Genomic DNA, 13,005 nt, shown 5'->3' with positions numbered 1-13,005 from the left:
ATGGCATTAGCCAAGGCCCGTCAAGATCGAGCCGCCGTCGTTCCGACGCCTTTACGTTGTAGATTCGGGAAGCGTCAGCCCTTCCGGGCGACCCGGCCGCTCAGGTCCTGCCAGACCTTCTCCACCCGGGCGTCGAGCTCCTCCAGGGAGCCGTCGTTGCCGATGACGATGTCGGCGATCCTCAGCCGGTCCTCGCGGGAGGCCTGAGCGGCGATCCGGGCGCGGGCGTCCGCCTCCGGCATGCCGCGCAAACGCCGCAGGCGGTCCAGCCGGACCTCGTCCGGCGTGTCCACCACGACGACCACGTCGTAGAGGGGGGCCAGGTCGTTCTCCGCGAGCAACGGCACGTCGTAGACGACGACGGCGTCGTCCGGGGCCTCCCGCTGGAGCTGCCGGCTGCGCTCGCCCACCTTCGGGTGGACGATCCCGTTGAGAACCCGCAGCTTCTCCGCGTCGGCGAAGACGATGGCGCCCAGCCGCTCCCGGTCGAGCGTGCCGTCGGGACGGAGCACGTCCTCGCCGAACGCCTCGACGATCTCCGCGAGGCCGGGGGTGCCCGGCTCCACGACCTCCCTGGCGATCTTGTCCGCGTCGATGACGACGGCCCCGCGGGCCGCGAGCCGGCGCGACACCTCGCTCTTGCCCGAACCTATGCCGCCCGTGAGCCCAACCTTCAGCACGTCCCGCAGCCTATCGGGCGGTTCGCGGTATGCCCGACTCAGTCGTTCGCGACGGCAGTCGCCGCGGCGCCGGGCACGCTATCGCCGGTGCGCGGGCCGCTCCCCCGCGTGCGCTTCACGGCCGGCCACGCGACCGCCGCCGTGTACGCGCACGACACGGCGAAGCCGGCCCAGCCGGGGAGCGGGAAGTAGCCGGCCGACGGCGCGTAGTGGGCGACCACCTGCGGATACTCCACCGCCGTCTGCTGGACGGCGAAGCCCGCGGCCGGGGTGAGCCGCAGCAGCCATCGCGACACCTCATCGGGCAGGAACGGGAACGCGGTCACCACGTAGGGCACCGCGACGAGCGACAGCGCGAGGGTGATCGCCGCCCAGCCGCGCCGCAGCCAGGCGCCCAGCCCGTACGCCAGGACGGCGCAGAGGGCGAGCACCGCCGCGGTCCCGGCGACGACCCGGACGCCGGTCAGCGCGGAGACCGGCTGCACGGGGACGCCGTTGCCGCTCAGGATCGCGACGCCGACCGGCAGGACCACGCCGACGGCGGCGAGCCCGGCCGCGAAGGTCGCGCCGCCGGCCACCACGGCCCGGGCGGCCAGGACCCGGCGAGAGACCGCCGTGTCCGGCCGGGCGCCGAACCGGGCGGCCAGGACGACGACGACGATCAACATGATCACCAGACCGGCCAGCGTCCTCTCGGCGGTGACGGCGCCCTCGCTCCCGATCGGGCCGATGTCGCCGGTCCCGCTCACGGTGACGACGCCGTCCCTCTCGACCGCGCCGGAGGCGTTGTGGTACTTCTCCCAGTCGGTCTGGTTCATCTGTCCGACCGCCTCGCTGCGCCACGCGCCGGCGGACCCGCCCACCACCGTGACGTGATCGAAGACGCCGGTGGCCTGCGTGAAGCGGCTCTCCTCGACCGCTCCGCCGAGCCCGACCCGCCGCAGCGTGAGGTCGCCGGGGGACGTGGCGAACAGCCCCACCTTCGCCGTCGCCGGGAGACCGGCCAGCCTCACCGTCCCGACGGTGTGCCAGCGCCGGCCGTCGGCCGACTCCGAACCGGTGACGGTGTCGCCGGACCGCGTCAAACGCAACCAGCGCGGGAACCGCGGCGCGAGGACGCCCTCCCCCGCGGCGACGTCGTGACGGTAGTCGTACTGCATCCGCACGCCGTGCCCGCCGGTCATCATGAGCGCCGCGTAGGAGGAGCCCTGCCGTACGCCGTCCTTGATGATGATCCCGGCCTTCGCCCACGGCACCAGGCCCGTGACGATCCGGTCGTGAAGGGGCGGTGGATAGGTGATCGTGCCGGTCATCGAGGTCATCCGCACGGTGATGGCGCCCTCCCGGCCGAGGTCGCGGTGCAGGAACCAGAAGCGGTCGCCGACGATCGAGCCGTCCGCGGCGGCCGGATCGGCCGGGCAGGGCCCCACGCAGGACGCACGGTTGCCGGCGGCGTAGAGCAGGCCGGCGGCGATCACGACGAGGGCCGCCGCGGCCAGGGCGATCAGCCTGGCGGGGCTGCGGAAGGCCGCCCATTCCCGGTGGAGGAGTTCTCTGGTGAGCATGCCGCCGTTCTACGGATGCGGAGCTGTCCTGGTCCGAACCGTCCCTGTCACCCCGTTGTTAGGTCCGCCCCGGCATGCTGGAGGCGTGAACAGGTTGCGCAACGGCACGGTGGGACTGCGGTTCACGATCCTGTACGCCGGGGTGTTCCTCGTCTCCGGAATCGGACTGCTGTCGCTCACCTTCCTGCTCGCCGGCGAGGGAAGGCGCAGCGTCCCCGTCGACCCGCCACCCCCGGCCGCGGACGGCCTGGACGAGCTGCACCAGCGCGTTCGTCATCTCCAGGAGCAACTGGCCGAGGTGCACGCGCAGCACTCCCGGCAGTTGCTGATCGGCTCCCTGATCGCGCTGACCGTGATGGCGGTCGTCTCCGTGCTGGCCGGGCGGGCGCTCGCCCGCCGGGTGCTGCGCCCGCTGCGGGTGATCACCGCCGCGACCCGGCGCATCACCGCCGACGACCTGCACCGGCGGCTGGGCGTCAGCGGCCCGGCGGACGAGGTGAAGGACCTGGCCGACACCATCGACGACCTGCTGGGGCGGCTGGAGGCGTCGTTCGCCGCCCAGCGCCGGTTCGTCGCCAACGCCTCCCACGAGTTGCGGACCCCCTTGGCGACCATGCGCGCGTCCCTGGACGTCGCCGTGGCCAAGCCCGGCGCGGCGCGGCAGACGCTCGTCCTGGGCGACCGGCTGCGTACGCAGCTGGACCGGGTGGATGAGCTGCTCGACGGTTTCCTCGTGCTGGCGAGGGCTCAGCACGGCGCGCTGATCGGTGCCGCCGACGTCGATGTGGCTCGGCTGGCCGCGCGGGCGATGACCGATCGCGCCACCGGGATCGCGGCGAAACGGCTCGGCGTGACCGAGGATCTGCGGGCAGGCGTGGTCACCCGGGGCGACGCCGCGCTGCTCGCACGCATGGTGGAGAACGTGGTCGACAACGCCGTGACGCACAACGAGGACGACGGCTGGATCCGGCTGGAGACCTTCCGGGAGGACGCCGAGGTCCGGCTCGTCGTGGAGACCGCAGGACCCGTCCTCGACCAGCGGGACGTGGACCGGCTCCCCCGGCCCTTCGAGCGGCTCGGCGCGGACCGCACCGGGAACGGCTCCGGCCTCGGGCTGTCCATCGTCGCGGCGATCGCGGCCGCTCACGGCGGGCGGCTCGAACTGCTCGCTCGGCCGCGGGGAGGCCTGCGTGTCTCGATCTCGCTGCCGTCCGTCCCGCCCCCGGCCGAGGTGCCGGCATGAGGATCCTGGTCGTCGAAGACGCACGGCCACTCGCCGAGGTCGTCGCCGAGGGCCTGCGCGATCAGGCGATGGCCGTCGACGTCAGTCACGACGGGCTGTCCGCCGCCGCCAAGCTCGACCTCACGGCGTACGACGTGGTGATCCTGGACCGGGATCTGCCCGGCCTGCACGGCGACACGCTGTGCCAGATGATCACCGAGCGGCCGGACCGCCCGATGGTGCTGATGCTGACGGCCGCCGGGACACCCGGTGACCGCGTCACCGGTCTGACCCTCGGAGCGGACGACTACCTCACCAAGCCGTTCCACTTCCCGGAGCTGATCCTGCGGGTCCAGGCGCTGGCCCGTCGTCAGCCGCACGCGCGCCCCCGGACGCTGCGCGCGGCCGGGATCGAACTGGACCCGGTACGCCGGACCGTCGTGCGCGACGGCCGGCGGCTCGACCTGTCCGTGAAGGAGTTCGCCCTGCTGCGGGCGCTGATGCGGGCGAGCCCCGGCTTCCTGAGCGCGGAGGCGCTGCTGGAGCAGGTCTGGGACGAGAACGCGGACCCGTTCACCAACACGGTGACGGTGACGATCGGCCGGTTGCGCCGCAAGCTCGGCGAACCACCGGTCATCACGACGAAACCCGGCGTGGGGTATCGGCTCGCCTGAGCCTGTCCGAGCCGGCGCCGAACGGTGGAGCGTCCCGCGTGGCGCACCGTCGCGCCCCGGAGCCGCCCGGCCGCAGGACGACTCAGGACGTGCTCGTCTCGGCGCTGCGTCGCAGGTGGACCAGCGTCAGGTGGTCCTGCACCCGCTCCCGCTGCGTCTCCCGGTAGCCGAGGCGACGGTAGAGCCGGAGGTTCCCCTCCGACAGGTGCCCGGTGAACAGGTCGAACGCCGCCGCCTCCGGCACGGCCTCGTGCATCGCGGCCAGCAGCGCGGTGCCGATCCCCTGCCCCTGCCGGTCCGGCGCGACCACGAGGCGGCCCACCAGGCACGTCGAGCCCGACACCTGGCCCCGGACGGCGCCGACCACCCGGCCGCCGTCCGTCGCCTTGAGCACGACCGCCGTCCCGATCACCGTACGCACCTGGTCGAGCGACTCCACCAGCGGCCCGATGAACGGATCGCCGTAGAGCTGCGCCTCGGTCACGTAGGCGGCCCGCTGGAGGGTCAGGATCTCCCCGGCGTCCTCGGGCAGGGCCCGCGTGATCTCCACCACGGGGGCCACCCTACCGGCACGGCCGCCTCCGTCAGGCGCGAGCCTTCCGGACCTCACTCGCCGCGGCCGGCCACGGCGTACCGCAGGATCACGTTCTGCGAGCCCTCCCGGCGACGGGTCTCCAGGAGCCGCAGCGGCGGGACCGGCCCGGCGCCGAAGGCCGGGGTGCCCCCGCCGAGGACGGCGGCGCCGACCATGAGGTGGAGCTCGTCGACGAGCCCGGCGGCCAGCAGGTCGTTCCAGAGCGTGCGGCTCCCGAACATCAGGATGTCCCCGCCCGGCCGCTCCTTCAGCTCCGCGACGACCTTGTGCGCGCCGGCCCGCCGCACGATGGTCGTGGTGCCGGTCCAGGGCGCCGTGTCCTCCTCGGTCAGGGAATCGGACACGACGACCTTCCGCAGCTCGTTGTTGCGCCGGCCGATCTCCCGGTGCAGGTCCGCCACCGCGGGGTTGTTCACCACCGCCGGGGACAGCGCCGGGTCGTCCGCCACGGCCGGCCAGTACGCCTTGAGGCCCAGGTACGTCGTGGCGCCGAGCAGCAGCGTGTCGGCCTCCCGCTGCCGCTCGAGGTTGTGCTCGTCGAAGAAGTCGTCCATCGGCAGGGCCATGACGTCGCGGCCCGGCCCCTCGACGTACCCGTCGAGCGACATGACGACGGAGACGATCAGCTTGCGCATGGCAGGTGTCCTTCCGGATCGGTGATGGAGAACCGTCACCCGATCAGAGACATCGGCGGCGCCGGATTCATCGCTCCGGCGGGAGAATTTCCCCGGGCACGTCGAAACGCCGGGTCACCTGGGGATCCACGAAGCCGGCGATCCACGAGATGCGGCCGTTCCGCAGGTGCAGCACGTTGACCGCGCCCAGGCGGAACCGCTCCCCGTCGTGCTGGTAGCAGGCGAACGCGGGCTGCCCGTTGGCCGCGATCGGCACCAGCCGCCAGGGCGTGGCGAACACCCGCTCGGCCAGGAACCGGCCGACGTCCTCGCGGCCGTCGAACCACGCGGGCAGCGGCGGCATGGTGAACCGGGCGTCCTCGGACAGCAGGTCGAGCAGCGCCGGGACGTCGGCCCGTTCCCACGCCGTCATGAACGCGTCGACCAGCGCACGGCGTCCGCCCGGGCCCACCGCGGCCAGCTCGGCCTGCTGGGAGCGCTCCGGCATCCGCCGCCGCACGACCGCCCGGGCGCGCTGCGACGCGCTGTTCACCGACGCGGGCGTGGTGCCGAGGATCTCGGCGACCTCCGCCGCGCTGAAATCGAGCACCTCGCGCAGGATCAGCACCGCGCGCTGGGTGCCCGGCAGGTGTTGCAGCGCGGCGACGAAGGCGAGCTCGACGCTCTCCCGCCGCAGGTAGGCCGCCGCCGGGTCGGGCTCGTCGTCCGCGGGCGGGTCGTCGGGCCACGGCTCGATCCAGACCGGTCCGGTCACCGGCTCCCCGAGATCGCGGGTGCCGGAGCGGGCCGGGCCGTGATCGGACGACAGCATCCGGCGGGGACGGCGCGAGGACAGCCGCAGGCAGACGTTGGTGGCGATCCGGAAGAGCCAGGTGCGCAGTGCGCTACGGCCCTCGAACCCGGCCAGGCCCCGCCAGGCCGCGAGCAGCGACTCCTGGACCGCGTCCTCGGCGTCCTGGACCGAGCCGAGCATCCGGTAGCAGTGGGCGTAGATCTCCCTGCGGTGCCGCTGGACCAGCAGTTCGAACGCCGCCTCGTCCCCCGGCGGATCCATGCTCTCGATCATGGGTTCATCATGCCGTCCGGCCGCACCGAAGGGCTGGCGTTGCCGGAAAAGCGGAAAGGCCCCGCCGGAGCGGGGCCTTTCGTCATGCTGTGCAGGCTGGAGCACGACCTCCGGTCAGGAGACCGGGATCAGCTCTGGCCGCCGGCCAGCTTCTCGCGCAGGGCGGCGAGGGCCTCGTCGGAGGCCAGGGCGCCACCACCGCTCGTCTGCGAGGCGGTCTCGCCGCTGTAGGACGACGGAGCGGCCTCGCTGGCCGCCGCCTCCTCCTGGCGGGCCTTCTCGATCTGCGAGCGGTGCGCCTCGAAGCGGGCCTGGGCCTCGGCGTACTGCCGCTCCCACTCCTCGCGCTGCTTGTCGAAGCCCTCGAGCCACTCGCCGGTCTCCGGGTCGAAGCCCTCGGGGTAGATGTAGTTGCCCTGGTCGTCGTAGGTCGCCGACATGCCGTACAGCGTCGGGTCGAACTCGACCTCGGCGCCGACGCCCTCGTTGGCCTGCTTGAGGGACAGCGAGATGCGGCGGCGGTCCAGGTCGATGTCGATGATCTTCACGAAGATCTCGTCGCCGACCTGCACGACCTGCTCCGGAATCTCCACGTGGCGCTCGGCCAGCTCGGAGATGTGGACCAGGCCCTCGATGCCCTCCTCGACCCGGACGAACGCGCCGAACGGCACCAGCTTGGTGACGCGGCCCGGCACGACCTGGCCGATCTGGTGGGTCCGGGCGAACTGCTGCCAGGGGTCCTCCTGCGTCGCCTTGAGCGACAGCGAGACCCGCTCGCGCTCCATGTCGACGTCGAGAACCTCGACGGTGACCTCCTGGCCCACCTCGACGACCTCGGACGGGTGGTCGATGTGCTTCCAGGACAGCTCGGACACGTGCACCAGGCCGTCGACGCCGCCGAGGTCCACGAACGCACCGAAGTTGACGATCGAGGACACGACGCCCTTGCGGACCTGGCCCTTCTGCAGGGTGTTGAGGAACGTCTGGCGAACCTCGGACTGGGTCTGCTCCAGCCAGGCGCGGCGGGACAGGACCACGTTGTTGCGGTTCTTGTCCAGCTCTATGATCTTGGCCTCGAGCTCGCGGCCGACGTACGGCTGCAGGTCGCGGACGCGGCGCATCTCCACCAGGGAGGCGGGGAGGAAGCCGCGCAGGCCGATGTCGAGGATCAGGCCGCCCTTGACGACCTCGATGACGGTACCCGTGACGATGCCGTCCTCGTCCTTGATCTTCTCGATCGTGCCCCAGGCGCGCTCGTACTGGGCGCGCTTCTTGGACAGGATGAGGCGGCCTTCCTTGTCCTCCTTCTGGAGAACCAGGGCCTCGACGTGCTCTCCGACCTCGACGACCTCGGCCGGGTCGACATCGTGCTTGATCGAGAGCTCGCGCGACGGGATGACGCCCTCGGTCTTGTAGCCAATGTCGAGCAAGACCTCGTCTCGATCGACCTTGACAACGGTGCCTTCAACGATGTCGCCGTCGTTGAAGTACTTGATGGTCTCGTCGATCGCGGCGAGGAAGGCCTCCTCGGAACCGATGTCGTTGACCGCTACCTGCGGGGTGCTCGAGGTGGCCTCAGTGCTGCTCGTCATGTGTGGAATTGCTCCGAACCGGACAGATGTCGTTGTGACAGGAGCGCGGCGGGCCGTTTTTCGTTCACCGGATGATGCTGTTCCTGGTAACCACCAGATGACCGAGCGCGAGCCCTCTCCGTCCGTGACGCGCGCGAGCCCACAACGCAGCGATCAGCATATGAGACGGAGCGAGCCGGGTCAATCCGAGGCAACCAGACGGGCCTCTAGTAAGCGATCACCGACTTCGCCCGGCCCGGCGAGATCATTGCCCGGAGTTTGCGCGGCACCGACACTCGGGCGGGATCGCCGTCCGACGTATAACGCTCCCGTGGATGTTTGTCGAGCCAGTCGAGCCAGTAGGTCGTGCACCAGCGCCGGCAGTCCCCTTGTTTCCCGTTGGACTGGATCCTCGGGATCGCGAAACGCGGGAAACTTTTCGCGTAGGGCGAAACCGTCGGCTGCGCCCCGGCGAGGAAGACGCCGTCGAAGTGGTACTCGCTCCCGTCCCACTTCCCGTCGTGCGCCCTGCTCAGCTTCCTCGGCCGCGAGCCGTACGGCAGCGCCATGGTCGTCGAGTCCGGCACGCCGATCTTCTTCAGCAGCCGCTCCTGCCGGACGATCTGCTCGCTGACCCTGCTGTTGGAGAGCCGGCGGAGATCGGGATGGGCATAGGTGTGGTTGGCCACCTCGAAACCATGGTCGAGCAGCCACTTCACCGCCTGCCGCTGCCGCGCGCGGTCGCGCAGGCCGAACGGATCGCGGTTGACCCAGAAGGTGGCCGTGGGCCGGAAGTTCGGGTACTTCGCCGCGATCTCGTAGATGATGCCGACGGCGGTGTCGTTCTTCGGCATGCCGTTCTGGTCCACGGCGAAGTGGCTGGGATGGCCGTCGTCGAAGGTCAGGACGACGGGATGGGACCCCGCCGGGATGTCGATCTTCCTGGCGACCAGTTCGGCCGCGGTGATCGGCACGTAGCCGCTCTTGGCCAGGCGCTCCAGTTCCCTGCGCAGCTGATCGGGAGTCCGGTCGATGGACGCCCTCCGCTTGGGCAGGATGCGGTGATACATGATCACGGGCACCAGGCCGGCCTCGTTCGCCTTGACCTTCCTGGCCGACTCGGCGGTCGCCCGTGGCGGGGCCGCGCTGGGCGTGGGCGACGGTGTTCGCGGGTGCGCCGGCGCCTGTGCCCGCTCCTCGCCCGAGGAGCGGGGCAGCAGCACAAGCGCGACAAGTCCGATCACGACAACGACGACATTGGCGATTGCGGTCATCCGGGCAAGATTGCGCACAGTTATTTGACCTTACTGCCCGGCGTGTCCGCATTCGTATGTGTTGCAATTTTCCTGTGGACTGGAGCCTGCGTGCCTGCGGACGGCACGGGCACGTCACCTACGCCCCGGACGAGGAGGCGCTGCGCACCCGCCTGCGCGCCGAGACCGCGCTGGGCGAGGCGTGGCGCTGCCTGCGCTGCGGCGACTTCACGCTCGGCCCGCCACGGGCGGCCGGACCGGCCGGCGACGCGCCCGTCGTCCTGCGGGGCCGGGCGCTGCGGGACGCCGCCGTGCTACGGCTGATCGCCGTCTTCCGCTGGGCCAAGGCCGTGCTCGTCCTCGCCGGAGCGTACGGCGTGTGGCGGTTCCGCGCCCACCACGACGCCGTACGGCGGGCCTTCGACCAGGACCTCCCGCTGGTCAGGCCGCTGGCGCACAAGCTCGGGTGGAACCTCGACCAGTCGGGTGTGGTGCACACACTGCGCACCGCGCTGGGCGCGCGGACGACGACCCTCACCTGGATCTTCCTCGCCCTGCTCGCCCTCTCGGCCCTGCTGCTGACCGAGGGCATCGGCCTGTGGCTGCTGAAGCGGTGGGGCGAGTACTTCTCGGTGGTCGTCACCTCGGTGTTCATCCCCGTGGAGATCTACGAGATCGCCGAGAAGGTGAGCCCGTTCCGGATCACGGTCCTCCTGATCAACATCGCGGCCGTGCTGTACATCGCGCTGACCAAGCGCCTGTTCGGCCTGCGTGGCGGGCGGGCGGCCTTCGAGTCGGAGCGGCACGAGGCGTGCCTGCTGGAGGTCGAGGAGGCGGGCCTGGCCGTGCATGGGACCGACCTCCGGGCCGCCCGCTCCACCGGCCATCCCTGACCCCTGACCCCTGCCCCCCGACCTCTGACCCCTGGTCCGGCGTGCCCCGCCCGGTCGCGGGCCCCGCGAGGCGGTGGCCCGCCGGGGCGCGGGAGGGGCCGGCCGGCGGCGCGGATCAGTGGCCGGCGTCCTCCCAGGTGGTCCCGACGCCCACGCTGACCTCCAGCGGCACGCTCAGGTCGTAGGCCCGGCACATCTGCGTGCGCACGACCTCGGTCAGCTCCTCCAGCTCGCCCGGCGCGACCTCGAACACCAGCTCGTCGTGGACCTGGAGCAGCATGCGGGAGCGCATGCCCTCGATCGCCTTCTGCACGTTCAGCATCGCGACCTTGATGATGTCGGCGGCCGAGCCCTGGATGGGGGCGTTGAGCGCCATCCGCTCGGCCATCTCCCGGCGTTGCCGGTTGTCGCTGGTCAGGTCGGGCAGGTAGCGGCGGCGGCCCAGGATCGTCTCGGTGTAGCCGTCCTTGCGGGCCTGGGCGACGATCGACTCCAGGTAGTCGCGGACGCCGCCGAACTCCTCGAAGTATTCCTCCTTGAGCGCCCTGGCCTCCGCGACGGGGATGTTGAGCTGCCCCGACAGGCCGAAGTCGGACAGGCCGTAGGCGAGGCCGTAGTTCATGGCCTTGATCCGGGCGCGCAGGTCGGCGTCCACCTGCTCGGGCGGCAGGTCGAAGACCCGGGACGCGGTGGCCTGGTGGAAGTCGTGGCCCGACTCGAAGGCCTCGATCAGCGACTCGTCCCGGGACAGATGCGCCATGATCCGCAGCTCGATCTGGCTGTAGTCGGCCGTCAGGAGCGTGTCGAAGCCCTCCCCCACCACGAAGCCCTTGCGGATGCGCCGGCCCTCGACCGTGCGGATCGGGATGTTCTGCAGGTTGGGCTTCTCGCTCGACAGCCGCCCGGTGGCCGCCACGATCTGGTTGAACGTGGTGTGGATCCGCCCGTCGTCGGCGATCTCCTTGATCAGGCCCTCGACCGTGGTGCGCAGCTTCGTCTGGTCGCGGTGGCGCAGCAGGATCACCGGCAGCTCGTTGTCGGTCTGCTGGGCCAGCCAGGCGAGCGCGTCGGCGTCGGTCGTGTAGCCCGTCTTGATCTTCTTGGTCTTGGGCAGGCCGAGCTTGCCGAACAGGATCTCCTGGAGCTGCTTGGGCGAGCCGAGGTTGAACTGCTCCCCCACCGCCTGGTGGGCGGCCTCGACCGCCTGCTTGACGGCCGCGCCGAACTCGGCCTCCAACGCCGCGAAGTACTGCCGGTCGGCGGCGATGCCGTCCCGTTCCAACTCGGCCAGCACCCGCACGAGGGGCAGCTCGACCTCGGTCACCAGCCGGGTGCCGCCGCGCTGGGAAAGATGCGCCTCCAGCGCCTCGGCCAGGTCGCGCACGGCCTGGGCCCGCAGGGCCAGGTCCCGGGCCGCGCCCTCGTCGGCGTCCTCGAACAGGGAGGTCTGCCCGCCGGGCGCGGACTCCGCCCGCAGCTCGCGATGGAGGTAGCGCAGGACCAGGTCCTCCAGCGGGAACGACCGCTGGCCCGGCATCGCCAGGTAGGCGGCGAGCGCCGTGTCGCAGGTGAGGCCGCGCAGGTCGAGGCCGTGTGCCCACAGCGCGAGCAGCGGCCCCTTGGCGTCGTGCACGGCCTTCGGCCGCTTCTCGTCGGCCAGCCAGGCGCCCAGCGCCGCCTCGTCCTCCTCCGTCAGCCGCGTGGGGTCGAGGTAGGCGGCGCCGTCCGGCCCGGCGATCGCGACGCCCTCCAGCCGCCCGGTGCCGCTGCCGTAGGAGCCCTGGAAGGCCAGCCCGGCGCGGCCCTCGGGGAGGGCCGCCAGCCAGCCGGCCACCCGGCCCGGCTCCAGCACCGTCACCTCGAGCTCGAAACCCTCGCCGGTCTCCGGCTCGGTGGTGCCGAGGACCTTGAACAGGCGCTCGCGCAGCTCGCCGCGGATCTGCACCGCGTCGAGGAGCTTGTTGACCTCCTCGCGGTCCCACAGGCCCATGGTGAGCGCGGACACCTCGGCCTCGACCGGGGCGTCGCGCTTCAGCTCGGTCAGCATCCGGTTGTGGATCACCTGGCCGAGGTGCTCGCGCAGCTTGTCGCCGACCTTGCCCTTCACCTCGTCGGCCCGCCGGACCAGCTCGTCCAGCGAGCCGTACTCGACGATCCACTTCGTGGCGGTCTTCTCCCCCACGCTCGGGATGCTCGGCAGGTTGTCGCTGGGGTCGCCGCGCAGGGCCGCGAAGTCGGGGTACTGGGCCGGGGTGAGGCCGTACTTCTCCATGACGGCGCCGGGGGTGAACCGGGTCATGTCGCTGATGCCCCGCCTGGTCATCAGCACCGTGACCTTCTCGTCGACGAGCTGCAGCGCGTCGCGGTCACCGGTCACGATGAGCACGCTCATGTCCTCGCCGGAGGCGCGCGTCGCCAGCGTCGCGATCAGGTCGTCCGCCTCGAAGCCCGGCACCGACAGTCGCGGGATCCGCAGCGCGTCGAGCAGCTCGAAGATGAGCTGCATCTGGCCGCGGAAGTCCTCGGGGGTCTCCGCCCGGTTGGCCTTGTAGCCGTCGTACGCCTCGTGCCTGAAGGTGGGCTCACTCCGGTCGAAGCAGACCGCGACGTGACTCGGCTGCTCGTCGCGCAGGATGTTGGCCAGCATCGAGGTGAAGCCGTACACCGCTTCGGTGTGCTGACCGTCCGTGGTCATGAGGTTCGCGTCCTTCAACGCGTAGAACGCGCGATAAGCAAGGGAATGCCCGTCCAGAAGCAGCAGACACGGACGGGTGGGGGTCGCTTCACTCTTCGGCACACCCGCAGCCTAGTCTCCCTGTACGACAGAAAACCCGTGCTCTTCCCACAGGAG

Annotated in this window: 11 protein-coding genes; 3 read left to right on the top strand and 8 right to left on the bottom strand. The window is 71.3% G+C overall.

Features of this window, described 5'->3' with window-relative positions; genetic code table 11:
* Positions 1-74: 74 nt before the first annotated feature.
* Together coaE and AAH991_RS21975 are read right to left on the bottom strand one after the other, a co-directional pair.
* The gene (gene coaE, locus AAH991_RS21980; RefSeq protein ID WP_346227754.1) at positions 75-680 is read right to left on the bottom strand and encodes a dephospho-CoA kinase; all 606 of its coding nucleotides are present in this window, start codon (positions 678-680) and stop codon (positions 75-77) included.
* Between the two features lie 38 nt (positions 681-718).
* Positions 719-2,245 carry a DUF1349 domain-containing protein gene (locus tag AAH991_RS21975; protein WP_346227753.1) on the bottom strand — a complete coding sequence of 509 codons (1,527 nt, stop codon included), beginning with the start codon at positions 2,243-2,245 and terminating at the stop codon, positions 719-721.
* Positions 2,246-2,330: 85 nt separating this feature from the next.
* Here AAH991_RS21975 and AAH991_RS21970 point away from each other — a divergent pair, with 85 nt between their 5' ends.
* Positions 2,331-3,488, top strand: coding sequence for a sensor histidine kinase (locus AAH991_RS21970; RefSeq protein ID WP_346227752.1), 1,158 nt, complete (start codon positions 2,331-2,333; stop codon positions 3,486-3,488).
* Positions 3,485-4,141: a response regulator transcription factor gene (locus AAH991_RS21965; RefSeq protein ID WP_346227751.1), complete on the top strand. Its 657-nt coding sequence runs from the start codon at positions 3,485-3,487 to the stop codon at positions 4,139-4,141. The genes AAH991_RS21970 and AAH991_RS21965 overlap by 4 nt, the downstream gene beginning before the upstream one ends.
* 82 nt (positions 4,142-4,223) lie before the next feature.
* On the opposite strand, the gene AAH991_RS21960 is transcribed toward AAH991_RS21965, so the two are convergent.
* From AAH991_RS21960 to AAH991_RS21940, 5 genes are all read right to left on the bottom strand, one after another.
* Positions 4,224-4,694, bottom strand: coding sequence for a GNAT family N-acetyltransferase (locus AAH991_RS21960; RefSeq protein WP_346227750.1), 471 nt, complete (start codon positions 4,692-4,694; stop codon positions 4,224-4,226).
* A 53-nt stretch (positions 4,695-4,747) separates the two neighbouring features.
* Complete coding sequence (locus tag AAH991_RS21955) at positions 4,748-5,371, bottom strand: dihydrofolate reductase family protein (RefSeq protein ID WP_346227749.1); 624 nt, start codon at positions 5,369-5,371, stop codon at positions 4,748-4,750.
* Positions 5,372-5,438: 67 nt separating this feature from the next.
* The gene (locus AAH991_RS21950) at positions 5,439-6,437 is read right to left on the bottom strand and encodes an RNA polymerase subunit sigma-70 (RefSeq protein ID WP_346227748.1); all 999 of its coding nucleotides are present in this window, start codon (positions 6,435-6,437) and stop codon (positions 5,439-5,441) included.
* A 128-nt stretch (positions 6,438-6,565) separates the two neighbouring features.
* Complete coding sequence (gene rpsA / locus AAH991_RS21945) at positions 6,566-8,029, bottom strand: 30S ribosomal protein S1 (RefSeq protein ID WP_346227747.1); 1,464 nt, start codon at positions 8,027-8,029, stop codon at positions 6,566-6,568.
* A gap of 206 nt (positions 8,030-8,235) precedes the next feature.
* Complete coding sequence (locus tag AAH991_RS21940) at positions 8,236-9,252, bottom strand: polysaccharide deacetylase family protein (protein WP_346227746.1); 1,017 nt, start codon at positions 9,250-9,252, stop codon at positions 8,236-8,238.
* A 104-nt stretch (positions 9,253-9,356) separates the two neighbouring features.
* On the opposite strand from AAH991_RS21940, the gene AAH991_RS21935 reads away from it, so the two are divergent.
* Positions 9,357-10,154: a DUF2127 domain-containing protein gene (locus tag AAH991_RS21935; protein WP_346227745.1), complete on the top strand. Its 798-nt coding sequence runs from the start codon at positions 9,357-9,359 to the stop codon at positions 10,152-10,154.
* 115 nt (positions 10,155-10,269) lie between these two features.
* On the opposite strand, the gene polA is transcribed toward AAH991_RS21935, so the two are convergent.
* On the bottom strand, positions 10,270-12,951 hold the full coding sequence (gene polA / locus AAH991_RS21930; RefSeq protein WP_346227744.1) for a DNA polymerase I: 2,682 nt from the start codon (positions 12,949-12,951) through the stop codon (positions 10,270-10,272).
* Positions 12,952-13,005 lie beyond the last annotated feature (54 nt).

This window comes from Microbispora sp. ZYX-F-249, from assembly GCF_039649665.1.
In the GTDB taxonomy this organism is placed as follows: domain Bacteria; phylum Actinomycetota; class Actinomycetes; order Streptosporangiales; family Streptosporangiaceae; genus Microbispora; species Microbispora maris.
This window is presented reverse-complemented; position numbering and strand designations above follow the sequence as displayed.